Origin of the sequence: Thioalkalivibrio sp. ALJ21 (genome assembly GCF_000378605.1) — a bacterium.
Classification (GTDB): domain Bacteria; phylum Pseudomonadota; class Gammaproteobacteria; order Ectothiorhodospirales; family Ectothiorhodospiraceae; genus Thioalkalivibrio.
Genome location: NZ_KB905155.1, coordinates 767,850 through 792,384 on the forward strand (window position 1 = coordinate 767,850; position 24,535 = coordinate 792,384).

The window sequence follows — 24,535 nt, forward strand, 5'->3', positions numbered from 1 at the left end:
AGTGCAGCCCTCTATCGCTTGATAATGCGATCCGTCACCTGGATCGCATTCTTGCCATCGGATACGCCAAACTTCCCTCGAAACAGCGGGATATCTTCGACTTTTAATGTAACGGTCTCGGGGAGATTGATCGGGATAATGTCGCCCGGCTGGATGTCGAGCAGCTCCTGCACCGTCACCTCGGTCTCGGTCAGGGTGGAGCTCACCTCGACTTCCGCGTCCTGGATCTCCTCTTCCAGCGCCTTCATCCAGCGCTGATCCACGTCCGATCGGTCCGACTGCAGCCCGGTGTCCAGCTGCTCGCGGATCGGCTCGATCATCGAGTACGGCAAGGTGAAATGCAGATTGCCGCCGCCACCATCGAGCTCGATATGGAACTCGCTAATCACGACGATCTCGGTGGGCGATACGATATTGGCGAATTGCGGGTTCACCTCCGAGTTCAGGAACTCGAAGCGCAGATCCATCACCGGCTGCCAGGCCTTGACCATGTCCTCGAATGCGCCTTCGAGGATGCCGTGGACCACGCGCATCTCCATCGGCGTGAAGTCACGCCCCTCGATGCGCGTGTGGTAGCGGCCGTCGCCACCAAAAAAGTTGTCGACCAGGATGAACACCAGCTTCGGATCGAACACGAACAGACCGGTCCCATGTAGCGGATGGGCCCGCACCAGGTTCAGGCTGGTCGGCACGAACAACGAGTGCATGTACTCCGAGAACTTCGAAACACGCGTGCCGACTACGGAGAGCTCCGCGGAGCGACGCAACATATTGAACAGGCGCACCCGAAGGTGTCGTGCAAAGCGCTCGTTGATCATCTCCAGCGTGGGCATGCGCCCACGCACGATCCGATCCTGCGTCGCGAAGTTGAACTCGCGGGCCTCTCCGTCATTCGGAAACGGATCATCCGTTTCGATATCGCCGTCATCGACGCCGTGCAGGAGGGCGTCGATTTCGTCCTGGCTGAGGATGTCCGTTTGCGCCATCGTGGTGCCTACTGCATGACCAGTTCGTTAAAGCGCACCGCTTCCACATCATGTGGTGCGTCCCGCTCCTCGAGGATCTCGGCGATCGCCTCGCGCAGCTCCTCGGCAAGCGATTCCTTCCCGTCACGCGTATTGAGGTCGTCGTAGTGTTTCTCTCCAAGCAGGCCCAGCACATCATTGCGAACGGCCGGCATATGCCGCTGCAGCGCTGCAATCACCTCGGGGTCGGTTGTCACGACGCTTAGCTCGAGCCGGAGATAGCGAATGCGTCCGGGCCCATCAATGTTCACGGTCATCGGCTCCAGTCCGTGGTAGTGGCGCTCGGCAGGGCCTTCTTCGCCGGTCTCTTCCTCGCCACCGCCGGACAAGAAAAACCACGCTGCCGCGGCGCCGGCCCCGGCGAACACGAGCACCAGTAAAATGACAATCCAGATCAGCCCCTTCTTGCCCTTTTTGCCGGCGCCTTCTTCACCCAGTTCGACTTCCTTCTCCGCCATTTCCCACCCTCGAGATTCGTGAATCCGTCCATGTTGACGGCACGGGATCGCGCTGACTATTGCCTGAACTCATAGCAAAGGCAGTGCCAACATCATTTTATATAATTATTTCCGCTACTTACGCGGAATCCAAGAGAACACTGGAGGGGTGCAGCCAGGAACAAAAAAGGGAATCGTCAAGATTCAGCCGCCCCGAACCCGGCAGAAGACGGGATCTTGGCGGCACAACAACCGGGGGTAGGAACGACCGGGCGGGTTTACGCACCCGGTCTCTTGCAAACAGACTTACTCAGGCAAAGAGGTCGAGCCGGCGGTTCAGGATCGAAAGGGTGCTACCCGTGGCCTGCTCGCCCTCGGCCTCGGGCTCATCGCCCTCGTTCCCAGCCCGCTGCCCGTCAGCCAATGCCTGCTGACCTTCGCGCTCTTCGGTCGCCTGATCGGACACGGTCGCATCCTCGAGCGTAAGCCCACTCTGGGCGAGACTCTCACGCAGCCGGGGCATCGCCGCCTCCAGGACCTCGCGGGTCACCGGATTTGCACTGATGAACTGGACTGTGGCCCGATCACCATCGACGTTCAGACGGACATCGAGTGTCCCCAGTTGCGGCGGGTGCAGCTTGATCTCCGTACGGCCGCCCTGGGCACGCGCCAGCATGCGGATCTGGTCCGTCAGCTCGCGCTCGCCCCCCGGCTGCAGCAGCCGCGCCAGGTCCAGGCGCAGCGGACTGCGTGAGCCCTCGCTACCTTCCGCAGCCTGTGCATGCGCCGGCAGAATACCGGCCAGGGGTTCCGCGCGTCCCTGCCCCCTTTGCGTGTCCGTCCCCTGGGACATCCATTGCGCCAGCAGTTCCAGCACATTTTCACGCGAAAGGCGACTGTTCGGACCCAGCAGCTCGGTACCCGCCCCACTGCCCGAACCAGCCGCGCCAGTCGGGCCCTGGCTGGACTCGAGGAACAGCCGCATGACCGCCGCCGGCAACGGCTTGATCTCGCGCGCACCACCGCTGTCATCGGCGCGGTCCATCCGCGCAGCGGGCGGACCAGGGCGATCATCCACTGCCGTCATGAGCGCGGCCAGCGGCAAATCCTTGCCGCCCGGCTCGATCTCGACGGCCAGTTCTCCCTCGTCCATCAGGGACTGCAAGCGGGCCAGCATGCCCTCCAGATCGAGCCCCTCAAGCTCCTCTTCACCGACGCCCAGATCGACCAGCAGCGCCTCGAGCTGCGGCTGAAGAATATCGAGGAAGCCCGCGCCGTCTGCGGTTTTCAGGTCCTTCAGCCCTTCGAGGCCTTCGAGCGCCTGAAGGTCCTTGAGGTCACTGCCAGCCCCCAACAACTGCAGCAGCGGCATCATCCCCTGACCGGCATTGCCTGTCGCGATCATCAATGGATCCTCTGATTCATTGCCCGGCTGGCAACCGTTGCCGGGCATTCCTGGTCAGCTTATTCAAGATTCTTGCCAGTCGTTGTTCGCATCCTGCGTGCGCGTGTGCACCTGCCGGGTCGCCCACATGTCCTGCTCATGCTGGCGTCGGCGGTCGGCCTCCCGCTCCTGTTCAGCAATTCGGCGCTCCAGGAGCTTTTCCAGGGACATCACCGCCCGGTGGCGGAGCAGCCACTCCTGGCGTGCCTGCTCCGCCTGGGCACCCGCGGCCTGCGCGCGAAGATCCTGCTGTTCCAGGGCATGCCGCAGTTGATCCCGCATCCCGGAAAGCCACTTGAGCTGATTTGTGTCATCGGGCAGTGGCGCGCGGAGATACTCGAGCTGATAGCCCTCCAGCTGGCTCCGCTGGGTCTCGACAGCGTCCAGTTGTTGCAGTCGCGCCCCCAGTTGGCGCGTGGCTTCACTTTCCTCGATGCGTCGCATACGCAAAAGACGTTCCAGCCGCCGAGAATCCATTTCAGGCGCCCCCGATCAAGGCCAGCAGTTCGTCGCGGGCCTGATCAAACCCGACCGCCTCGTCGCGGCCCTGCCCAAGATAGGCCTCCAGCCGCTCGTGCATCGCCACCGCTTCGTCCAGATGGGTATCCGCCCCCCTGCGGTAGGCACCCACGGCAATCAGGTCGCGGTTGCGCATGTAGGTCGAGGCCAGATCCCGGAAGCGCCGGGCCGCCTGCTCGTGCTCCGGCGTGATCAGCGCGCTCATCACTCGCGAGACCGACGCCGACACGTCGATCGCGGGATAGCGCCCGGTCTCCGCGATCTCGCGCGACAGGACCACGTGCCCATCGAGGATCGCACGCGCCGCATCCACGATCGGGTCGTTCTGGTCATCCCCCTCGGCGAGCACCGTGTAGAACGCCGTGATCGAACCACCGCCCACATCCCCGTTGCCGGCCCGCTCCACCAGTTGCGGCAGACGCGCGAACACCGAGGCGGCATAGCCCTTCGAGGCCGGTGGCTCGCCAATCGCCATCGCGATCTCGCGCGCCCCCTGAGCAAAGCGCGTGAGCGAATCCATCAACAGCAGTACATTGAGCCCACGGTCGCGGAACGACTCCGCCACCGTGGTGGCCACCCAGGCCCCGTGCTGGCGAAGCAGCGGCGACTGGTCGGCGGGCACTGCCACGACAACGGTGCGCTGGCGTGACTCCTCGTCGAGGATCTCGTGGATGAATTCATTCACTTCGCGACCACGCTCGCCAATCAGTCCAACCACGATCACATCGGCGTTGGTATTGCGCGTCATCATCCCGAGCAGGACACTCTTCCCGACACCGGAGCCGGCGAACAGGCCCAGCCGCTGCCCCCGCCCGACCGACAGCAGCCCGTTGATCGAGCGTATCCCGACATCCAGCGGTTCCCGCACCGGCGCCCGCTGTAAGGGGTTGATCGGGCGGCCCGACAGCGGACTGTGGTCGCGCGCGCGCAAGGGCCCTTTCCCATCCAGCGGCTGGCCATTGGCATCGATCACGCGCCCGAGCAGCGCGTCCCCGACCGGGATCTCGCGTTGGATATCCAGTGGTTCAATGCGCGCACCAGGCGTCAGGCCCGAGGCCAGCTCCTCCGGCATCAGAAAGGTGCGGTCGTTCTGAAACCCCACCACCTCCGCCGGGACGGCCGCGCCATTCTCGCCGTGAATCAGCGCCCGGCCACCCATCGGAAGGCGCAAACCCTCAGCCTCGAAGGTCAGGCCCGTCAGCCGCGACAGGCGGCCTTCGGACTGTGGCGGTTGCACGCGCTCCAGCCGGCCACGCGACTGCTGCAGACGATCCAGAAGCCCGGTGGTCAGTTGCTCTTGCCCGCGCTTGCGCAGGGTGTCGACGGGCGCGCTCATGAATCATCCTCCGATGCCGAAGCATCCTCGGGCGCCCCCGGACGGGCAGGTTCGGCCAGATCGCCCCAGACCGCCTCTACCGCCTGTTGCAGGCGGCGCTCCAGCGAGGCATCCACAGACGCCGCGCCCGACTCGACGCGGCAGCCACCCCGCGCAAGGGTCGTATCCGCGACCCAGCGCACCCGCGTATCCAGCGACTGGGCATATTCGTCCAGCAAATTGCGGTCATCCGGGTGCACATGCACCCGCACTTCCTGACTCCGCCCAGGCAGTTGTGCCAAGGCCTGATGCAACACCTGTTCGATCAGTTCCGGTCGGGTCTCCAGCTCCGCAGCCAGCACCTTGCGGGCCAGGGCGACGGTCAACGCCAGAAGCTCCGGCTCCAGCTGGTCGGCTGCTTCGGCCAACGGGTCGGTCAGACCACCCGCCAGTGACTCCAGCCTGGCGACTGTCTCGCGCAGCTGCTTGTCCGACTTTGCCCGCGCGGCCTTCTCGGCCTCCTGTTTCCCGACCTCGTGGCCTTCGGCGTATCCGGCCTCGAAGCCATTCTGACGCGCCTGTTCCTCGATCGCCTCGATCTCGGCGGCCGTCGGCAGCCGCCGAGGCGGCCGCAGCCCTTCATCGCCAATCTCGGGCGGTTCCCAAACCGACGCATCGGGGTCATGGACCCGCACCTGAGCGCCGGGACGGGACGTCACAACATCGCCTCGCTACCCTGCCCGCCGAGCACGATCTCGCCGTTCTCGGCGAGGCGACGAGCCACCGCCAGGATCTCCTTCTGCGCCGCCTCGACCTCGCTCACGCGGACCGGGCCCTTGGCCTCCAGGTCCTCACGCAGCATCTCGGCCGCACGCTTGGACATATTGCGGAAAATCTTGTCCTGAAGCTCCTCGTCGGCACCCTTCATCGCCAGCACCAGCGAATCGGTGGAGATCTCGCGCAGCAGGGTCTGGATGCCACGATCGTCGATATCCACCAGGTTCTCGAAGACGAACATCTCTTCTTCGATACGCCCGCCAAGATCCGAATCGGACTCCTTGATGGATTCCATGATCTCGGCCTCGCGCGAGCCTTCCATCAGGTTCATGATGTTAGCCGCTGTGCGCACCCCACCCAGCATCGAGGTCTTGCTGGCGGCATTCCCCGACAGCTGCCGATCCAGGATTTCATCCAGCTCCTGCAGCGCCTGCGGCTGGATGCCGTCCAGCGTCGCGATCCGCATCACGATGTCCGTCTGCACACGGGTAGGCAGGTATTGCAGCGTGTCCGATGCCTGATCGGAATCCAGGTGCGACAGCACAATCGCGACGATCTGAGGGTGCTCGTTGCGCAGCATGTCGGCGATCGCGCGCGGGTCCAGCCACTTGAGGGCATCGATGCCCTTGGAATTGCGCCCCAGCAGAATCCGGTCGATCACGCCCGAGGCCTTCTCCCCAAGGGCATTCTCCAGCACGCTGCGCACGTACTCATCGGCCCCCACGCCGAGCGCAGTTTGTTCCTGCACATGCGTGGAAAAATCGTGCAGCGCGGAGTCCACATCCGCGCGCGAGATGCGGTCCATCGAGGCCATCGCGGTCCCGATCTTCTGCACCTCTTTGGGCCCCATATGGCGCATGACCTCGGCGGCGGCATCCTCGCCGAGACTCATCATGAACACCGCGGCGCGTTCCGCGCCATCGAGCTTCTTGGGTTGCTTGTCAACGGCCATCATCACCCAACCAGGTCTTCATTACCTGTGCCACGCGCTTCGGATCCTCGCGCACCATCTCGCGTACCGCCTCGAGATCCATCTCCTGCTGATCCGGCCCCTTGGGGCCCGTCAGTGCGGCCACGGCGGACTGCGACCCCGCCGGGGCACCGGCACTATCGTCCTCCGACTCGTCCGTCAGCGCCCTTTGCTGGTCGGCCCGCCGATCACGCGGCGGGCTCGCCATCAGCTGCTTGAGCGCTGGGCGCACCACCGTCAGCAGCAGGATCAGCGCCAGCAACAGGCCTGCGCCGATCTTGACCATCTCGAGGAACCACGACTGAGACCAGAACGGCACCTCGTCTTCGATCATCTCTTCCGCCGGGGCCTCAAAGGGCGCCGTCACGACGTTCAGCGTATCGCCTCGGGCCTCCGAGAATCCAACCGCTTCCCGCACCAGCGCTTCGATCCGTTCCAGCTCCTCGGCATCGCGCGCCACGCTCTCGGTGGCGCCGTCCTCGCCCACCTGCTCACGGAAGTCCACCACGACCGCGGTGGACACCCGGCGGATACCGCCCGGCGCCTCGCGGATATGGTTGATGCGGCGATCGACCTCATAGTTACGCGTAACATTGGCGCTCCGGCTCGTCGGCAACGGGGCCGGGGCCATCTCGCCTTCCGGGTCTTCAACCGCGCCACCCTCCGGCGGCTGATTCGTAAGGGCACCGGGGACGCCAGCGGGGCCCCCGTCCATCCCGGTACGCTCGTCTTCGCGCGTCTGCTCCGAGCGCAGGGCGATGGTCTCCGGGTCGTAGAGCTCCTCGGTACGTTCCACCTGCGAAAAATCGATATCGGCATTGACCTGGACTCGCACCTTGTCCGAGCCCACGATCGGCGCCAGCAGATCATGGATCCGCTCGGCATAGCGCTGTTCGACCTCGCGCGAGAAGGACAGGCGATCACTGCTGGCCATGCCGCCGCGATCGGCCCCGTCCTGCGTCAACAGGCGGCCCCTCTGGTCGACCACCGTCACCCGCTCCGCCTCGAGCTCCGAGGTGCTGGAGGCCACCAGATGCACGACCGCGGCCACCTGCGAATCGGAGAGCGAGCGTCCACCGCGCAGATGAACAACCACCGAGGCACTGGCGGGCCGGCGATCGCGCACGAATACCGACTGCTCGGCCTGCGCGATATGCACACGCGCCCGTTCGACCGCGTCCAGGGACGCAACAGTACGCGCCAGCTCGCCCTCCATCGCGCGATGAAAGCGTGCCCCCTCGACCATGCGGCTGGTCCCCAGCCCGGTGTCTTCCTGCAACAGCTCGAAGCCCACATCCCCCGAGCGCGGCAGGCCTTCCGATGCCAGCTGCAGGCGGGCCTCGGCTACATCCCCCTGGGGCACTTTCACCTGCCCGGTCGCCGCGTCCACCTGGTACGAAATTCCCGCCTGAGAAAGCGCCTGCACGACTTCCGCCGCCTCCTCGCTCTCCATGCGGGGAAACAGCGGCACATACGTCGGCCGGAAGGCCCAGTACAATACCGCCACGATCACCACGATCGCGCCGGCCAGCATGCCCAGCAGCGCAAGCTGACGCCCCGCCGGCATGCCATTGAACTCGCGGATACCGCCCGTGATTACGGTCGGCAGGGATTGTGCGTTCTCGGCCATGAGTACTTATTCTCCGTGGGGTCCGCGCATCAGACCTGCATCCGCATGATTTCCTGATACGCATTCAGGAGCCGGTTGCGCACCTGGTTCGTGGCCTCGAACGCGATGCTCGACTTGTTCATTGCCACCATGACCTGGGGCAGGCTGACGTTCTCGTCGCCCAGCTCGAAGCGAGTCTGCAGATCGGTCGCGCTCTGCTGAACATCATTCACCCCGCGCAGCGAGTCGCGCAATACGTTCTGGAACTCCGCCCCGCCGACCTTGCCCGGCTGCTGTGCGGGATTGGTCCCCTCCACGCCCGAGCTCTGGGTCAACTGGCGCATCTGGGCCAGCACGTTCTGAATCTGCATCTCGCTCATGATTCGGCTCCCCTATTCACCATCCACGCCCACGTGCGCGTGTCTTCCCCTTCGCGCCAATGCCCGATGTGGCCGGTCGGCGTCGAAATAGCACGAAGCAAGGGCCGTGCCAGCCCATTCACTAGTGACTCGACGAAGGCACCGCGAAGCCTGATTCGCGTAACCGGGCAATCTTGTAACGCAATGTTCTGGGGCTGATTCCCAGACGTTCCGCCGCCTCCTTGCGCCGTCCGCCCGACTCGCGCAGGACATTGAGAATCACCCGACTCTCCTGTGTCTGCAGGGTCTGTTCCAGCATGGGCGTCGAGTTCTCGTCGACCGAGTCGCGGTCAGTGGGGGCTGAAGCGTCCGATGCCCGACACTCGTGCGTGCCCCAGGGCATCAGCATGTCCAGGTCCAGCCAGATCGCCTCGATCCCGATCGCGGGGCCGCGCGCCGCATCGTGCAGCGTCACCGCGCGTTCCATCACGTTAGCCAGCTCGCGCACATTGCCCGGCCAGTCGTGTTCCACCAGCCGTTTCCGCGCAGACGCATCGAGATCGGTCAAGGTATTGCCGCTCAATCGGCGCAGCAGGGTACGCGCCAGCGGCACGATATCCTCCGGGCGCTCGCGCAGCGGCGGGATCCAGACGGGAAAAACGTTCAGGCGATAGTAGAGGTCCTCGCGCAGCTCTCCTTCCGCAAGTGCCTCGCGCAGGTCGCGGTTCGACGTCGCGATCACCCGTACGTCCACGCGGCGGGCCTGCCGGCCTCCCAGTGGCTCTACCTCGCGTTCCTGCAATACCCGCAGCAGCTTGGCCTGCAGGTTCACCGGGATCTCCGTGACCTCGTCGAGCAGCAGCGTCCCGCCATGGGCCTGGGCAAATTTCCCGGGGCGCGCCTCCAGCGCCCCGGTAAACGCCCCCTTCGCATGCCCGAACAACAGGGCCTCCAGCATGGTCTCCGGCAGCGCCGCACAGTTGACCGCCTCGAACGGGCCGTTCGCACGTGGGGAGCGGGCGTGCACCTGGCGCGCCAGAACCTCCTTGCCAACGCCTGATTCGCCGGTCACGAAAACCGTCGCCGGGGTGGCGGCGATCCGCGACACGAACGCGTCCAGCAATTGCATTGAGGCGCTTTGCGCCACCATCCGCGGAACCACGATGCTGGGCGATGGCTTGGCCACCGAACGCAGCCAGTCAGCCATCGCCTCCGCCATATCGGGAAGCGCGAAATGCGCGGCCAGCCCTTCGCGCAAGGCCCCGATCTCGTCGTCCTGCGTGGCGTCATGCCCGACCGCGGCGACCGGCATCCGCGCACCCAGTTCGGCCCAGTTGCCCGGGGCATCCCTGCGCGCCACCAGCACCGCACGCGGACGATGGGTCTCCAGCGCGACCGGTAGCGCCTCGCCCCGACAGGATTCCAGCCGCACACGCGGGATCGTCGCCAATACACGGACCACCGCCTCGCGCAGCGCGGGTTCCGCATCGACTAGGAGAATGGTCGCTCTGGACATAAACCGGTTCCTCGAAAGTTCAGGAGGCAACCAGCAAGAACCAAGCCAGAAAGAAGAAAACGAAGAAATACAGGTACTTCAGGGGGATTTCAGATGCCTGTCGTCAAATCCTCGTCGGACGTATCGGTCTAGACGTGACCCCCACCTGACGGTTTCCCGACGAGGTGAGGCCAAGGGGCCGTAACCTCAGGCCTTGCCCAATCCGAACTTGCGCATACGCTCGACCAGGGTGGTGCGGCGCATGCCGAGCCGGCGCGCCGCACGCGCGACGACCTGCCCGGTTTCATTCAGCGCCGTAACGATCATTTCGCGCTCCAGGTCATTCAGATAGCCGCGCAGGTCCACACCTTCCGGGGGCAGCCCCTCGCGGGCCAGGCCCAACGCCCCATTCGGCGCGCCGCCGGCGGCCTGTCCATTCGCATCACTCTGCGGAGGCATGGTCAAATCTTCGATCCCCTCCGGACGGACCCGTGGGGGAAGCTGCCCGAGATCCACTGGCAGATCCGGATACATAATGGCCAACTGCTCGAGCAGGTTCGCCAGTTCACGGATGTTGCCCTTCCACGGCAGCTGGCTCAGGTGGGCCATCACAGCCGGGGTCAAATGCGCCGGGGTCATGCCCTGGTCCCGCAACCGATCCTCCAGCGCGGCCACCAGTGACGGTATATCGCTGGCGCGCTCGCGCAGCGGGGGCAGCTCGATGGGGAATACATTCAGCCGGAAGAACAGATCCTGACGGAAACTGCCCTCGGTCACCGCGTCATCCAGATTGCGGTGCGTAGCGGCGATGATCCGTGCATTGGTGGAGATCGACTTGTTCGAACCGACGCGCTCGAACACCCGCTCCTGCAGGACACGCAGCAGCTTGACCTGCATCGGCAACGGCATGTCCCCGATCTCGTCGAGGAACAACGTCCCGTCACCGGCCAGTTCGAAGCGGCCGGTACGCGCGGTAAAGGCTCCCTTCTCGTGCCCGAACAGCTCGCTTTCGAGCAGATCCGCCGGGATCGCACCGCAGTTGACGGCGACGAAGGGCTTGTCCGCACGATCGGAGGCCGCGTGGATCGCCCGCGCAATGACCTCCTTGCCGGACCCGGTCTCGCCCAGAATCAGGGCCGTGGCATCGGTACGGGCCACCTGTGCGACCAGGCGCTTGACCGCGAGCATCGTCGGATGCACCCCCACCAGGCCCGGCATGTCGTCGTGACCGGGCTCGCGGCCGTACCGCAGCCACTGCAGGACCTGGCTGACCTGGGCAATCGACAATGGGTGCTCGACCACGCAACCCGAGTTCGGGGCACTGATCTTCTCCCCATCGGTGGGCTGCACGACCACGGTCGTCTGACCGTTTAGCCCATCGAACAGGCGCTGGTCCAGCTCCGCGGCCGGGCCGCACCACCACACCGCTGCGGCGTCGGAACCCTGGTCGATCAGGGCTTCGGGGGATTGATGGGATTCGGTCTCACAACCAAGACAGGACAGAATCGCCTGCGTGTCGCGGGCAGCGCCTGGTTCACCGGTGAGAGCAATCCGTAGTTCCTGGCTGCGTCCATTCAGATCCGTCATACCGGCCACCGCTCGTAGACTGAGTTGACTCATGCAGGGTCCAAAGCCGACCCATACAAAGGTGTGATGAGTGTCTCAGTATCCGGCTAGTTGTGACCGGCGTCAACTTTCTGTCGTTTGTCGGCAATCTCGCGCCGATGGAGGCGAAAAATCCAGCGACCGAGGGCCTCTCTCAGGGTGTCCTCCATGTCCGCCCACCGCATCAGCTGTACGTCTCCGGCGGTTGTCGGACTCTCGACACCCAGTACGCAAGGCTGCGGCAGAAGCCGGCTGAGGTAGATCTCCAGCCGATCACAGTCCTCGGGTACGGTGCCCGTCGGCAAGACAATCCCGTGGCGCGACAACGTGGCCTCCACAGGTGCCGGACGAGCCGGGTGCAGCGATTCGGCCACCAGATGCAGCAGCAGGTCGAGCTTGTGTTCCAGGCGCTGGATCTCGGGTGCGGTCTCGTCCTCGTGCGGGATCGAGCGCGGGTGAGTGTCGTCGAACAGATCCAGGCTTTCGATCAAACGCTGTGCGAGCCCCGGATCCGTCAAGGCACGCTCGGATGGGCCGACCGCCAGCGCACTGCTCACTCGCAGATCATCCCCCAGGTACTCGCTCCATTCGCTCGCCACCATCGGACCTCCTGGTTACCGGCGGGGTGCGATTCCGCCATTTGCGCGGCTTGTACAGACGCTTATAGACGATCAGCCCACAAACACACGCGCATTGCGGAACAACCGCATCCAGGGGCCGTCTTCGCCCCAGTCCTGCGGGTGCCAGCTGTGCTGCACGGTGCGGAACACCCGTTCCGGGTGCGGCATCATGATCGTGGCACGGCCATCCTGCGAAGTGAAACCGGTGGCGCCGCCCGGGGAGCCGTTGGGATTCGCCGGATAGTGGCTGGCCGGCGTGTCGTCGGCCTCGACGTAGCGCAGCGCCGCCTGATCATGTACCGGGAGCTCGTCCCGATACTGCACGCGGCCCTCCCCGTGCGAGACCACGACGGGCAGCAGAGACCCGCCCATACCGTCCAGCAGGACCGAGGGTCCCGGCTCCACCCGGACCAGTGACAACCGGGCCTCGAACTGCTCCGAGCGATTGCGCACAAAGCGCGGCCAGTGATCCGCCCCGGGGATCAGCGGGGCCAGATGAGACAACATCTGGCAGCCATTACAAACCCCGAGCGTAAAGCTGTCGGTGCGGTCGAAAAAGGCCTGAAACTGATCGCGCAGCGCCGTATGGTTCAGGATGGTCTGGGCCCAGCCGCCCCCGGCCCCGAGCACGTCACCGTAGGAAAATCCGCCGCAGACGGCGAGGCCCTGCATCTCGTCCAGCGCTCGTCGACCCGAGAGCAGGTCCGTCATATGGACATCCACCGGTTGGAAGCCCGCGCGCTCGAACGCCGCCGCCATCTCCAGCTGGCCGTTCACCCCCTGCTCGCGCAGAATCGCCACGCGCGGCCGCTCACCAGTCGCGATCATGGGCGCGGCGATATCCTCGGCCGGGTCGAAACCAAGGCGTGCTGTCAGGCCGCCATCTTCGTCTACGCGAGAGAATTCCTCGTCGGCGCACTCCGGATCGTCGCGCAGCCGCTGCATCGCGGCCGAGGTTGCCTGCCACTCGCCCTGCAACTGCGCACGCGTCGTCTCCAGCAAATCCTTCGGTCCCTGGCGCACGAGGACGCGGTCATCCGCGCGCACGGTCGCGACGCGGTGCAGGTGCGCGCCCAGGCCCACGGCGTTCAACCCGTCACGCAGCGCCGCCTCGGCCCCCGGGGCCAGCTGCACGACTGCGCCCAGCTCCTCGTTGAACAGCCACTCCTGAGCGCGGTGGTCGTCGGGCACCGTGACCTCCAGCCCGCAACGACCGGCGAAGACCATCTCCGCAAGCGTCGTGAACAGGCCGCCATCGGAACGATCGTGGTAGGCAGCCAGCAAATCCTTGCGACGCAGCCCCGTGATCACATCAAAGAAGCCACGCAGGCGCGCCACATCGACCAGATCCGGTGTCTCGCTCCCGATATGCCCCCAGGCCTGCGCCAGCGCCGAACCGCCCATGCGGGTGTTCCCTTCGCCCAGATCAATGAGCCACAGGGTCGAATCCGCACTTGGATTCAACTCGGGCGTCACGCTACGCCGGACATCGGCGACCGGGGCAAAGCCCGAGACAATCAGCGAGACCGGGGAGTACATATCCCGCGCCTCGCCATCGGCGGTCTCCCAGACCGTACGCATCGACAGCGAATCCTTGCCCACCGGGATAGAGATGCCCAGACCCGGGCACACATCCTCGGCCACCGCGCGCACGGTATCGAACAGGTTCGCGTCTTCCCCGGGCACGCCGGCGGCGGCCATCCAGTTGGCCGACAGCCGAATCATCTCGGTACTGTCGATATCCGCGGCGGCCATGTTGGTCACGACCTCGCCGATCGCCATGCGCCCCGAGGCCGGGCCGGAGAGGATCGCCAGTGGCGTGCGCTCGCCCATGGCCATCGCCTCGCCGGTATAGCCCTCGAAGTCGGTCAGCGTCACCGCGCAGTCGGCCACCGGCACCTGCCAGGGGCCGACCATCTGATCGCGCGCGACCAGCCCGCCCACACTGCGATCGCCAATCGTGATCAGGAAGTGCTTGGCCGCCACCGTCGGGACCTGCAGCACGCGGCGCACCGCCTCATCCAGGTGGCAAGCGCCTGCGTCAAAATCGGTGGCCGGCGGTGCCGTGCGACGGTCCTCGCGCGTCATGCGCGGCGTCTTGCCGAGCAGCATGCCCATCGGCATGTCCACGGGCGGCTCGTGGAACAGCCGGTCCTCGACCTTCAGGTGCCCTTCCTCGGTGGCGCGACCGACCACCGCGAACGGCGCCCGCTCGCGCTCGGCCAGCATGCGGAAAGTCTCCAGGCGGGCGTCGTCCACGGCCAGCACATAACGTTCCTGCGCCTCGTTGCACCACAGCTCCATCGGCGACAGGCCCGGCTCGGCGGTTGGGACCTCCCGCATCTCGATCACGCCGCCCCGACCGGCATCGTCGAGGATTTCGGGGATCGCATTGGAAAGACCGCCCGCACCCACGTCATGGATCGAACGGATCGGGTTCTGCACCCCCAGCGCGGTGCAGCGGTCGATCACCTCCTGGCAGCGCCGCTCCATCTCCGGATTGCCCCGCTGCACCGAGGCGAAATCGAGCTGCTCGGCACTGGCACCACTCGCCATCGACGAGGCCGCCCCGCCGCCCAGGCCGATCAGCATCGCGGGGCCACCCAGCACCACGATCGGCGTACCCGGTGGCACGTCCTGCTTGTGCACGTGTTCGCCCCGGATCGATCCCAGCCCGCCGGCCAGCATGATCGGCTTGTGATAGCCGTACAGGGCCTTGCTTCCATCCGGGCGCGGCAGGGCCATCTCGAAGGTGCGGAAGTATCCGGCCAGCGCCGGGCGGCCGAATTCGTTGTTGAATGCGGCGGCGCCGATCGGACCATCGAGCATGATCTGGCGCGCACTCTCGATCCGCTGCGGCCGGCCGAAGTCACGCTCCCACGGCTGTGGCAGATCGGGGATCTGGAGATTGGACACGGTAAATCCGGTCAGCCCCGCCTTGGGCTTGGAGCCCTGGCCAGTGGCCCCCTCGTCGCGGATCTCCCCGCCCGAACCCGTGGCGGCACCCGGAAACGGCGAGATCGCGGTCGGGTGGTTATGGGTTTCCACCTTCATCAGGATCGGCAGATCCAGGGACTCGCGCTGATACTCGCCGGTGATCGCGTCCGGCATCAGACGGATGCCCGCATGCCCGGCGATCACCGAGGCATTGTCGCTATAGGCCGACAACACGCGCTCCGGGTGTTTCTGATGGGTACTGCGGATCATCCCGAACAGGGTGCGTTCGTCCGCCTCGCCATCCAGGATCCAGGCGGCGTTGAAGATCTTGTGGCGGCAGTGTTCGGAGTTCGCCTGGGCGAACATCATCAGTTCGGCATCGGTGGGCGCGCGCCCGAGGGCCGCGTAGCCGTCCGCGAGATACTCGATCTCGTCCGGCGAGAGCGCCAGCCCCAGATCGACATTGGCGGCTTCCAGCGCCCGGCGCGGGTCGTCGCCCAGCTCTACACGGCCCAGCGAGCGCGGCGTCTCGGTCTGGAACAGCCGCGCCGCCTCCGCCGGATCCTCGATAACCGTCTCGGTCATCCGGTCGTGGAGCACATCGCCCAGCGCCTCAAGGGCCGCGCCCTTGGCCCCCTGCCCGCCGATCTGCCAGTGGATGCCGCGCTCGATCCGCACTACGGCCTCCTCGAGGCCGGCGTGGTGTGCGATCTCGGTGGCCTTGGACGACCACGGGCTGATCGTGCCAAAACGCGGGATCACCACCAGTTCGCGCTGGATTTCGAAGTCCGGCTCGCGCCAGGCCTCGCCCTCCGACAACAGGCGGTCCAGGATCGCGTCTTCTTCCGCCGTCAGGCGGCGCCGGGGCTCGATGAAATACACAAACCGTGCCGCGAGCGGACCCGCGTCAGGGACACTCGCCCGCAGGCCGGCTTCCAGTGCCCGCAGCCGAAATGGCGAGACGGCGATACCCCCTTCCACAAACCGCATTGCGCTTCCTCGATACCCGGAGATGACAAAGGCTGCGCATTGTACCGGACCCGGCGCCGGGCCGGGACCGCCGCGCGCCTACTGGATCACTCTCCGTGGACCGTTATGGTCAGCGTGCGGGTGTGTGCGGCGTAGCGGTGTTCCCACAGAAACAGGCCCTGCCAGGTACCCAGGATCAACCGGCCGCGGCCGACCGGAACGGTCAGGTCGTTGTGGGTCAGCATCGCGCGGGCATGGGCGGCCATGTCGTCGTCGCCTTCCATGTCGTGCCGGTAGGCAGGATCGCCGTCCGGTGCCATGCGCGCGATCAGGGTCTCCAGATCATGGCGCACATCGGGATCGGCGTTCTCGGTCACCAGCAACGACGCACTGGTGTGGTGCTGAAAGACATGACAGGTACCCGTGGTGATCCCGCTGGCGACCACGACCTCTTCGACCTGGCGCGTGATGTTGATCGTGCCCCGCCCCTCGGTGCGTACGCGAAAGCTGTCCTGATGCACGGCCATACCCGGCTCCCCAACAAAAAAGCGCCCGAAGGCGCTTGATTGGACTTGCTAACTTGGTGGAGGCGGCGGGAATCGAACCCGCGTCCGCAGGCCCTCCGCCTTCGGCTCTACATGCTTATCCCGTCTTTCAGTTTAACCAGCCGCTACCCGACAGGCAGGGAAAACAACTGGCGATCCCGGTTTAGTTTTAATGGATCCACGCCGGGCGCGCTTCACCACGAGCTTGTGAGAGTCGACGCCCGATACTGGACGCACAAGCACGGCTCCAGTCGGACGGCATCTACCGGTTTTTAAGCGGCGAGTGCGTAGTTGTCGTCGTTGGCAACTATTTTTTTGCAGTGATTTTTACGAGGCTCACCACATCCTCGGCATGCACCTCAGGTTTCGCGACCCGCGTCGAATCCAAGTCGCCCCCTTGCAGTACACAGACAGTCTACCGCGCCGAGGGTTCCCCGACCAGACGGATATGCACGGTGACCTCCTCGCGGTCGTGATACAGCTGCCGTGCCCTGACTTCATAGGCCAGCCCCGCCGCCGTCAGTCGTTCGTCCAGGCGCTCCAGGCAGTCCCGCACCGTCTGCCAGCGTTTCTTCATCGGCAGTTTCAGGTTGAACACCGCCTCGCGGCACCACTGCCTCTCCAGCCAGTCCCCCATGCGCGCCGCAACACGCGCCGGCTTGTCCACGATGTCGCAGACCAGCCAGGTCACGGGATTGGGCGGTTCCCAGACGAAGGCATCCTCGCGGTGATGCTCCACCTGGGTCGTCGCCATCAACCGCTCGTCCATCGGCCCGTTGTCCACTGCATGCACGTGCATCCCGCGCCGCACCAGCTGCCAGGTCCAGCCGCCCGGAGCGGCCCCCAGATCCACGGCCTGCATGCCCTCGGCCAGACGCTCCGGCCACTGCTCCGCCGGGATAAATGTGTGCCAGGCCTCTTCCAGCTTCAGCGCGGATCGGCTGGGCGCGTCGGATGCCGCCCGCAGGCGCGGCTTGCCCTCCGGCCAGTCGCTGCGTTCTCCCGGCCGGGAGAACGCAATCTGTACACGGTCGCCAGCGGACCAGAACAGGTGCGCACGCAACCCGCCCGCGTCCGCCACCAGCAGGCCGCATTTTCGCAACACCGCCTGCAAGGGTCGATCCAGCGCGCGTGCCAGCCGGACCAGTGACTGGCCCTCATTGGTATCCGGACATTCATGCCACACCGAGTCGAAACAGATCCCCGTCAACTGAAGCTGGTCCAGGATTGGGGTGACCCGATCGTCCCGACTCAGGCGTTCCAGTGGGTGCAGCGCTAACAGGCGCTGGCGGGCAAAAAACAATTCATCCAGTGGCAGTGCCGCGGCCAGCCCCACCAGATCGCCATCCGCCGGGACAAAGCGTACAAATCCGGTATCGGGCTTCGCGCGCGGATAGGCGGCCATGCCCTTCTCCGCCGCCCGCTCCGTCAGCTCGGCAATCAGGTCGGGCTCGAAGCCCGGGCGGCAGTAAAACAGCAATTCGGACGCCGTCGCCTCGATCGCCTCCATGTCCCCTCCATGAAAAAAAGCCGCCGCACCCGAGAGGGGTGAGGCGGCTTTGAGGGTACCCGGACCGAACATCCGGTCACCAATCCACGGTCGGGATCAGACCTCCAGGCCCGGATCGCCTTCGACGTTCTTCAGCTTCGGCAGATAGGGCTTGCTAACCTCGACCGTACCCTTCTCGCGCAGGTAGTCCGCGACCAGTTCCCAGACCGGCTCGGAGTCCAGCGGCTCGTGCACGTTCGCCCAGCCGGCCACGACATAGTTCTTGTCCATGTCGATCGGCTCGCCATTGATCTCCAGATCGCTGATACGCGAACCCATCGACTCGTGCGGATCAATCGTGTACTTGATCCCGCCGGTGCGGACCATGTCGCCACCGCGGTGGTGATACGGGTTGGCGTTGAAGATCGAGTTGGCGACGTCTTCCAGCGTGTTCTTCAGCTGTTCGCCGGTCATCTCGTTACGCTGGACCTCGGAGTACGTGGTCACGGTCTGGCTCATCACCTCCTCGAAGGTGATCGGCTGACCCGGCAGGACACTCACACCCCAGCGGAAGCCCGGGGACAGCGCGACTTCGGCATCCAGCTTCTCGCGCAGCGCATCCAGGATCACCTCGTCAAAGGTGCCGTTGAAGTTGCCACGGCGGTACAGCACGCCGTCGGTCACCGCGAGCTCTTCGTTCAGCTTGTCCTGGTAAGGCTCGTGAACCTTCTTCACGTGCTCTTCCATCTCCGGATCGGCATCCAGCAGGTTGGAGAACACCGGCAGCATGTGGAACTTGTAGTCGCGCACGCCGCTCTCGCCGACATCCAGGTCCAGCAGGCCCAGGAACTTGCCGTTCGAACCGGCGTTGGTCACCAGCGTGATGTCGCCACCGGCGTTTTCGATCTCGACCGCACCGGGGATCGGGTCGTGGGTATGACCACCCATGATCACGTCCACGCCTTCCAGGTTACGGGCCATTTCCATGTCCGTGACCATGCCGTTGTGCGACAGGATCGCGACCACCTTCGCGCCCTTTTCGCGGCACTCGTTGATCATGCGCTGCATGTTTTCGTCGCGGATACCGAAGCTCCAGTCCGGGAACATGTAGCTCGGGTTGGCCACCGAGGTGTACGGGAAGGCCTGACCAATCACCGCCACCGGCACGCCATTCATCTCGCGGATGGTGTAGGGCTCGAACACCGGGTCGCCCCAGTCGCGGTCCTCGATGTTCTGCGCCAGGAAGTCGATGCCGTTCGGCTTGAAGTCGTTCTCGACGATCTCCATCACGCGGTCGTCACCGAAGGTGAACTCCCAGTGGCCCACCATAATGTCGATGCCCAGCAGCTTCTGCGCGTCGACCATGTCCTGACCGTCGTCCCACAGGGACACCGCAGAACCGTGCCAGGTGTCGCCGCCGTCCAGCAGCAGCGCTTCCGGCCGGTCGGCGCGCAGCTTCTTGACCAGCGTGGAGAGGTGCGCAAAACCACCCATGCGGCCGTATTTTTCCGCCGCGTCGGCGTAATCCAGGTGCGTGACCGCGTGCGCCATCGGCGTACCGGGCTTGATGTCGAACCACTCGAGCAGCTCATTGCCCACCAGCACCGGCGGCTTGCCCTTCATGTCGCCCACGCCAATGTTCACGTTCGGCTCGCGGAAGTAGATCGGCTTCAGCTGCGCGTGGCAGTCGGTGTAGTGCAGGAACGAGACATTGCCGAACTTCGGGATGTCGTACATCTCGCTGCTCAGGGGCTTCCACGACCCCTTCTCGCCGGCCCAGGCATTCATCGAGAAGCCGGCGGCGCTCGCCACGGCCATGGCTTGCAGGAATTCTCTCCGAGTCAGATTCATTGACTGGCTCCTATTGGTGGTTTGAATTGGATAAATCGCAATTTCTGGCTGGACCTGTTCCGGTCCTCTTCCCGGTTATTCCGGACGTGCTTTGACCGATTTTGTTCCATCGGCCTGGTCGTTAGCGGGTGCGCAGCCTACAGGAGTTAGTGCGAGTTCGCGCGGGATCGAATGAAATTCGAGCCCGTTCCAATCCGATCTGCGCCGACAAAAAAATGCTCCGGGAGCCTGCCAGAGCCACAACGCAGGTCACAAAAAAGGCCTGTCACCCTGGGGGTAACAGGCCAAGACGCGACATACACCGCCGGAGGAATCGATACGGGGGCACGGCGCCAACAGCGCTGATCCTTGTGCCTTCGCCGATCGACCCATGCCCGGCAGCTACAGTCTATGAACCTCAAACCCGGCGGGGATTGATTCAGATCAACTATCCCGCGGGTTCGGGGTCACGCCCCCTCATCCTGATCCACGCGGCCTAGGCTGCGTACTTGCCCTCCGCGGCCAGACCATTGTCGCGGGCGCGCTCGTACACGGTCTTCTGCGCGCTCTCGAAATTCGCCTGCATGTTCTCGCCCCAGAGCTTCATCGCGGCCTGCTGCATGCCACGGCCATAGGAAAACGAGAGCGGCCAGGGCGTGCCGCCAATGCGATTCATCGCGTCCAGGTGCGCGGTCGCATCCTCGTCACTCTGCCCGCCGGACAGGAACACAATGCCGGGCAGGATCGCGGGCACCGCGGATGCCAGGCAGCGCAGCGTCGCATGGGCGACATCCTCCACGCCCACCTGCTCCGGGCAGTCCTTGCCGGGGATCACCATGCTCGCCTTCAGGATCGTGCCTTCCAGCAAGACGTGATGCTCGTACAGCGCGTTGAACACCGCCCGCTGGGTCGCCTCGGTGACGCCATAGCAGGTCTCGATGTCGTGATCGCCATCCATCAGCACCTCGGGCTCCACAATGGGCACCAGCCCCTGCTCCTGACAAAGCGCCGCATAACGGGCCAGCGCATGGGCATTGGCCTCGATGCAAGTGTCAGTCGGCATGGTCTCGCCGATGGTGATGACGGCACGCCACTTCGCGAACTTCGCGCCCATGCTGGCGTACTCCTGCAAACGCTCGCGCAGCCCGTCCAGGCCCTCGGTAACCTTCTCGCCGGGGAAGCCCGCCAGGTCCTTGGCGCCGGTGTCCACCTTGATACCGGGCAGGATGCCCGCCTCGCGCATCACATCCGCGAATGGCTTGCCGTCGCGCGTCGACTGGCGCAGGGTTTCGTCGTACAGGATGGCGCCGGAGATGTATTCGTTCAGCTTCGGCGTGGTCAGCAGGAGCTCGCGGTAGGTCCGGCGATTCTCCTCGGTGTTCTCCACGCCCACGGCATTGAATCGCTTGCCGATCGTGCCGGTGGATTCGTCGATCGCGATGATGCCCTTTCCAGGGGCCACCATCGCCTCGGCTGTTTCGATCAATGTGTCGATTTTCATGCCTGCTCCTTGGGGTCGGTATGCCCGTATGGATTTCCGTTGGAGACTAGTTCCCCGCTCGGGGTTCTTCCATACGGACTCCCAACGCCCGGGAGCAGTTCACAAACAGTGTTTCTCTAATTCAGCCACTCCTTGCGTACGACGAACGTCTCCGCGATCAGGTCGTGCAGCGCCTGGCGGCGGCGGGTAAACGCCACCATCAGGTAGCCGATGCCGAACAGCAGACCGGAGAGGATCTCCGCGAGATAACGTCCCGTGGCGCGCATGAAGGTGATGCGCTCCCCGTGATAATCAACCACACGCAGCCCCACCGCCATCTTGCCGACCGTCGCCTGGTAGCGGGAGCTGTGCATCCCCGCCCAGTACAGCCAGGCCACCAGGATGTTGATCAGCATCCAGGCAATATCAGCCGCCATCAGCTCGGGTTCCGGCCCCTTGGGCGCCATCGTCTCCGGGCTGATGACCATCTGCGCCACGATCTGCGGCACCCCGATCACCACCATGTCGACCAGGGTGGCCAGCACGCGCCGCCAGAATCCACCAAAGGCGGCGCGATCCTCCGGCGGGCCCGCCCGTCCGCCCGATGGCACCACTTCGGTCAGATCGGCCCCGCACCCATTGCAGTAGCGCGCCTCGGGCGGGTTGTCCCGCCCGCATGCCTTACATTCCATGTAACCCCCCGTGACGGTAAAGCCCTACGGATGCACGACCGTGTTGTGCCCGAACCGGATCTGCCAGCCGTGGTGGTCGTCCCGCTCGAGCAGAAAGCTCATGCGGGTGTACAGCACGCCATCCCCGCGATCCGGCAGCCCGGCCGGCATGGACTCGATATCCGATACCCGCAGCACGGCCTCGGCAAACGCCGCGTCTTCGCTCAGCATCGAAATATCCTGGACATCCACGCTCAGCGAGCTACCGGCAAACGGCCCCTGCAGGACCTCGGTATGCCGCCTGGCATTCGTCGCGCGATCGTCAAAGCGCGTCCCGAACAGGTTCACGAGCCCCGCGTCTTCCTGATAGTCACGCGCCCAGGCCTCGCCATCACCGGCCTCCCAGGCCGCCTCCTTGGCCTCCAGGATGCGCTGGATTTCACCTTCATCGGCACCGGCGGTGGAGATCAGCGCGGCCAACGGCAGGGCGAGAAGCAAGAGCAGTTTTCGGGACATGACGACTCCAATCGTGAACGGCAAGACAGGACCCCTGTTTACAGGAGCGGCTCCACTGGCGCCAGTCGTGTAATCCCGGACAAGAAGCGCCGCCAGATACCCGCCTTCGGATCGGTGCGGTAGAGCGTTCCCTCGTCGTCCGTCCAGATCGGCCAGCCCTCGTCGTCCAGCCGAACCTGATACGCCAGCTCCGGCCGGGTGCTGTGCTCGTACAGCTCCAGCAGCTCCTGGACGATCTCCGGCTCGCGCAGGAACACACCCAACTCGGTGTTGGTATAGCGCGAGCGCGGGTCCAGATTGAACGAGCCGACAAACCCCTCCTCGCGATCAATGATCAGCGCCTTGGTATGCAGGCTCGCATGCGAGGAGCCAATCCCCATCTCGCGATCCGCGGCTGCGCGCGGCGGCAGCGCCGTCGGGCGCAACTCGTGCAGCTCCACTCCGGCCTGCAGCAATGCAGGGCGTCGGCGCGAGTAGCCGCTGTGGGTAAAGGCCACGTCATTCGCCGCCAGGGAGTTTGTCAGCACACTCACCCGCACGCCCCGCTCGCGCATCGCGATCAGCTGCGCCGTGCCATCCCGCCGCGGCACAAAGTACGGCGAGATCATCAGCAACTCGTGCTCGACCGCATCCAGCCGCCGTGCCACCGCCTCGGCAACCCCGTCCCGGATATGCTCGTAGCCCTTGGCCTTGCCCACGTCATCCACGACCAGCTTGGCCTGATCGGTCCAGGTGTACGCCCCGGCATCATCGATCGGCTCGGCGAGGGGCATACCATTCAGCGGCTCCAGCGTCAGCAGCGGATGGCCCTGGTGCTCGACCAGCCAGGCATCGAGGTTCTCCCGGTACCGTGCGAGCTTCTCCGGGTCCTGTTCCACCCGGCGCATGCGCCGCAGATCGATCGCCGCGCGGCTGTTCCAGTACTCCACAAACGAATGGTCCACCTCCGTCGCCAGCGGACCGACCATGACCAGATCCAGATCCGTAAAGTTGTAATACGGACTGACCTCGAAGTACTCGTCCCCGATGTTGCGCCCGCCGATGATCGCCAGGTGGCCGTCGACCACCCAGGCCTTGTTATGCATACGGCGGTTCAAATCGCTGCCACGAAAGACAAACTCCACCCCCGCGCGCACCGCACCCCGGCGCGTACGAAACGGGTTGAACACGCGAACCTCGATATTGGGATGCTGATTGACCGCGGCCAGCAGCTCATCACTGCCGCGCAAATCCATGTCATCCAGCAACAGCGACACCGCCACGCCCCGGTCCGCCGCATCCAGCAGCTCCCCGAGCAGCGTCCGACCGGCCACGTCATCGCGCCAGATGTAGTACTGGATATGGATGCGTTCCTGCGCCTTGCGCGCACTCTGCACCCGCCACTGGAAGGCCTCCGCCCCGGTATCCAGCAGCCGGAACCCCGTCTGCCCTTCCGCGACCGCCGGCAACGTATCCAGCCAGGTAGCCAGCTCGCCCTGCACCGCCGGCGCCTGCGGGGCACGGTCTACCCGGTCCGGCGCCGGCTGCATCGGTGTACAGGCCGCCAGAAACGCCAGCAACAACGCCGCAAGCAGCGGCTGAAGCAACGTACGCGCGTTCATTCGCAGATGTCCGACACCCGCCCCCAACGAAGCACCCATACCGCAAGCATGTACCCACCGTGCGAACCTTTCCATGGTCCGTATCCCCAAAACAAAAAAGCGAGCCGGGAGACCCTGGCTCGCTTTCTCAAAATACTGGTAGGCGCGATTGGACTCGAACCAACGACCCCCACCATGTCAAGGTGGTGCTCTAACCAACTGAGCTACGCGCCTGTCGTCTTCGAGCCGCGTATTCTACGCGCTCCCCGCCCCCTGTCAAAGCCCTTTGTAACGCACTGTATTCCTGCCGCACTGGCCCGCTGCGCCCGCCCCGAATGACACA

The 24,535-nt window shown here is 65.0% G+C and carries 20 protein-coding genes, 1 tRNA gene and 1 other RNA gene; all 22 read right to left on the reverse strand.

The window, feature by feature from the left end:
• Window positions 1-11: 11 nt before the first annotated feature.
• Window positions 12-986: a flagellar motor switch protein FliM gene (gene fliM / locus F579_RS0103590; RefSeq protein WP_012982564.1), complete on the reverse strand. Its 975-nt coding sequence runs from the start codon at window positions 984-986 to the stop codon at window positions 12-14.
• A gap of 8 nt (window positions 987-994) precedes the next feature.
• Entirely contained in the window at window positions 995-1,483 is a 489-nt protein-coding gene (gene fliL, locus F579_RS0103595) for a flagellar basal body-associated protein FliL (RefSeq protein ID WP_019024237.1), read from the reverse strand.
• A 289-nt stretch (window positions 1,484-1,772) separates the two neighbouring features.
• Complete coding sequence (locus tag F579_RS0103600) at window positions 1,773-2,867, reverse strand: flagellar hook-length control protein FliK (RefSeq protein ID WP_019024236.1); 1,095 nt, start codon at window positions 2,865-2,867, stop codon at window positions 1,773-1,775.
• Between the two features lie 63 nt (window positions 2,868-2,930).
• Entirely contained in the window at window positions 2,931-3,383 is a 453-nt protein-coding gene (locus F579_RS0103605) for a flagellar export protein FliJ (RefSeq protein WP_026301034.1), read from the reverse strand.
• 1 nt (window position 3,384) lies between these two features.
• Window positions 3,385-4,761, reverse strand: coding sequence for a FliI/YscN family ATPase (locus F579_RS0103610; protein WP_019024234.1), 1,377 nt, complete (start codon window positions 4,759-4,761; stop codon window positions 3,385-3,387).
• Window positions 4,758-5,459: a FliH/SctL family protein gene (locus tag F579_RS0103615; protein WP_019025579.1), complete on the reverse strand. Its 702-nt coding sequence runs from the start codon at window positions 5,457-5,459 to the stop codon at window positions 4,758-4,760. The genes F579_RS0103610 and F579_RS0103615 overlap by 4 nt, the downstream gene beginning before the upstream one ends.
• Complete coding sequence (gene fliG, locus F579_RS0103620; RefSeq protein WP_019024232.1) at window positions 5,456-6,472, reverse strand: flagellar motor switch protein FliG; 1,017 nt, start codon at window positions 6,470-6,472, stop codon at window positions 5,456-5,458. Before fliG ends, F579_RS0103615 begins: the two co-directional genes overlap by 4 nt.
• A complete protein-coding gene (gene fliF / locus F579_RS0103625) occupies window positions 6,459-8,117 on the reverse strand; it encodes a flagellar basal-body MS-ring/collar protein FliF (protein WP_019024231.1) in 1,659 nt (552 codons plus the stop codon). Before fliF ends, fliG begins: the two co-directional genes overlap by 14 nt.
• A 29-nt stretch (window positions 8,118-8,146) precedes the next feature.
• Window positions 8,147-8,476, reverse strand: a complete 330-nt coding sequence (fliE, locus tag F579_RS0103630; protein ID WP_012982556.1) for a flagellar hook-basal body complex protein FliE — start codon at window positions 8,474-8,476, stop codon at window positions 8,147-8,149.
• Between the two features lie 121 nt (window positions 8,477-8,597).
• Window positions 8,598-9,971, reverse strand: coding sequence for a sigma-54-dependent Fis family transcriptional regulator (locus tag F579_RS0103635; RefSeq protein WP_019024230.1), 1,374 nt, complete (start codon window positions 9,969-9,971; stop codon window positions 8,598-8,600).
• Between the two features lie 186 nt (window positions 9,972-10,157).
• A complete protein-coding gene (locus tag F579_RS0103640) occupies window positions 10,158-11,537 on the reverse strand; it encodes a sigma-54-dependent Fis family transcriptional regulator (protein ID WP_019024229.1) in 1,380 nt (459 codons plus the stop codon).
• Window positions 11,538-11,623: 86 nt separating this feature from the next.
• Window positions 11,624-12,157 carry a PilZ domain-containing protein gene (locus F579_RS0103645; RefSeq protein WP_019024228.1) on the reverse strand — a complete coding sequence of 178 codons (534 nt, stop codon included), beginning with the start codon at window positions 12,155-12,157 and terminating at the stop codon, window positions 11,624-11,626.
• Between the two features lie 69 nt (window positions 12,158-12,226).
• A complete protein-coding gene (gene purL, locus F579_RS0103650) occupies window positions 12,227-16,102 on the reverse strand; it encodes a phosphoribosylformylglycinamidine synthase (RefSeq protein ID WP_019024227.1) in 3,876 nt (1,291 codons plus the stop codon).
• An 86-nt stretch (window positions 16,103-16,188) separates the two neighbouring features.
• Entirely contained in the window at window positions 16,189-16,608 is a 420-nt protein-coding gene (locus tag F579_RS0103655; protein ID WP_019024226.1) for a secondary thiamine-phosphate synthase enzyme YjbQ, read from the reverse strand.
• A gap of 54 nt (window positions 16,609-16,662) precedes the next feature.
• Window positions 16,663-17,023: a transfer-messenger RNA gene (gene ssrA, locus F579_RS14850) on the reverse strand.
• A gap of 18 nt (window positions 17,024-17,041) precedes the next feature.
• A complete protein-coding gene (gene rlmM, locus F579_RS0103660) occupies window positions 17,042-18,136 on the reverse strand; it encodes a 23S rRNA (cytidine(2498)-2'-O)-methyltransferase RlmM (RefSeq protein WP_019024225.1) in 1,095 nt (364 codons plus the stop codon).
• A gap of 96 nt (window positions 18,137-18,232) precedes the next feature.
• Entirely contained in the window at window positions 18,233-19,966 is a 1,734-nt protein-coding gene (soxB, locus tag F579_RS0103665; protein ID WP_019584604.1) for a thiosulfohydrolase SoxB, read from the reverse strand.
• 475 nt (window positions 19,967-20,441) lie between these two features.
• Complete coding sequence (locus F579_RS0103670; RefSeq protein ID WP_019024223.1) at window positions 20,442-21,446, reverse strand: class I fructose-bisphosphate aldolase; 1,005 nt, start codon at window positions 21,444-21,446, stop codon at window positions 20,442-20,444.
• Between the two features lie 116 nt (window positions 21,447-21,562).
• Window positions 21,563-22,117, reverse strand: a complete 555-nt coding sequence (locus F579_RS0103675; protein WP_019024222.1) for an RDD family protein — start codon at window positions 22,115-22,117, stop codon at window positions 21,563-21,565.
• Between the two features lie 24 nt (window positions 22,118-22,141).
• Window positions 22,142-22,612 (reverse strand): SgcJ/EcaC family oxidoreductase, encoded by a 471-nt coding sequence (locus F579_RS0103680; RefSeq protein ID WP_019024221.1) that lies wholly within the window; start codon window positions 22,610-22,612, stop codon window positions 22,142-22,144.
• Between the two features lie 38 nt (window positions 22,613-22,650).
• Entirely contained in the window at window positions 22,651-24,213 is a 1,563-nt protein-coding gene (locus tag F579_RS0103685) for a phospholipase D family protein (protein WP_019024220.1), read from the reverse strand.
• 136 nt (window positions 24,214-24,349) lie between these two features.
• A tRNA-Val gene (locus tag F579_RS0103690) sits at window positions 24,350-24,426 on the reverse strand.
• Window positions 24,427-24,535: the final 109 nt, after the last annotated feature.

Bases quoted from the DNA above. Each gene is read 5' to 3' on its own strand.
- fliM (WP_012982564.1), bottom strand. From the start codon at position 986: ATGGCGCAAACGGACATCCTCAGCCAGGACGAAATCGACGCCCTCCTG.
- fliL (WP_019024237.1), bottom strand. From the start codon at position 1,483: ATGGCGGAGAAGGAAGTCGAACTGGGTGAAGAAGGCGCCGGCAAAAAG.
- F579_RS0103600 (WP_019024236.1), bottom strand. From the start codon at position 2,867: ATGATCGCGACAGGCAATGCCGGTCAGGGGATGATGCCGCTGCTGCAG.
- F579_RS0103605 (WP_026301034.1), bottom strand. From the start codon at position 3,383: ATGGATTCTCGGCGGCTGGAACGTCTTTTGCGTATGCGACGCATCGAG.
- F579_RS0103610 (WP_019024234.1), bottom strand. From the start codon at position 4,761: ATGAGCGCGCCCGTCGACACCCTGCGCAAGCGCGGGCAAGAGCAACTG.
- fliG (WP_019024232.1), bottom strand. From the start codon at position 6,472: ATGATGGCCGTTGACAAGCAACCCAAGAAGCTCGATGGCGCGGAACGC.
- fliF (WP_019024231.1), bottom strand. From the start codon at position 8,117: ATGGCCGAGAACGCACAATCCCTGCCGACCGTAATCACGGGCGGTATC.
- fliE (WP_012982556.1), bottom strand. From the start codon at position 8,476: ATGAGCGAGATGCAGATTCAGAACGTGCTGGCCCAGATGCGCCAGTTG.
- F579_RS0103635 (WP_019024230.1), bottom strand. From the start codon at position 9,971: ATGTCCAGAGCGACCATTCTCCTAGTCGATGCGGAACCCGCGCTGCGC.
- F579_RS0103640 (WP_019024229.1), bottom strand. From the start codon at position 11,537: ATGACGGATCTGAATGGACGCAGCCAGGAACTACGGATTGCTCTCACC.
- F579_RS0103645 (WP_019024228.1), bottom strand. From the start codon at position 12,157: ATGGTGGCGAGCGAATGGAGCGAGTACCTGGGGGATGATCTGCGAGTG.
- purL (WP_019024227.1), bottom strand. From the start codon at position 16,102: ATGCGGTTTGTGGAAGGGGGTATCGCCGTCTCGCCATTTCGGCTGCGG.
- F579_RS0103655 (WP_019024226.1), bottom strand. From the start codon at position 16,608: ATGGCCGTGCATCAGGACAGCTTTCGCGTACGCACCGAGGGGCGGGGC.
- rlmM (WP_019024225.1), bottom strand. From the start codon at position 18,136: ATGGAGGCGATCGAGGCGACGGCGTCCGAATTGCTGTTTTACTGCCGC.
- soxB (WP_019584604.1), bottom strand. From the start codon at position 19,966: ATGAATCTGACTCGGAGAGAATTCCTGCAAGCCATGGCCGTGGCGAGC.
- F579_RS0103670 (WP_019024223.1), bottom strand. From the start codon at position 21,446: ATGAAAATCGACACATTGATCGAAACAGCCGAGGCGATGGTGGCCCCT.
- F579_RS0103675 (WP_019024222.1), bottom strand. From the start codon at position 22,117: ATGGAATGTAAGGCATGCGGGCGGGACAACCCGCCCGAGGCGCGCTAC.
- F579_RS0103680 (WP_019024221.1), bottom strand. From the start codon at position 22,612: ATGTCCCGAAAACTGCTCTTGCTTCTCGCCCTGCCGTTGGCCGCGCTG.
- F579_RS0103685 (WP_019024220.1), bottom strand. From the start codon at position 24,213: ATGAACGCGCGTACGTTGCTTCAGCCGCTGCTTGCGGCGTTGTTGCTG.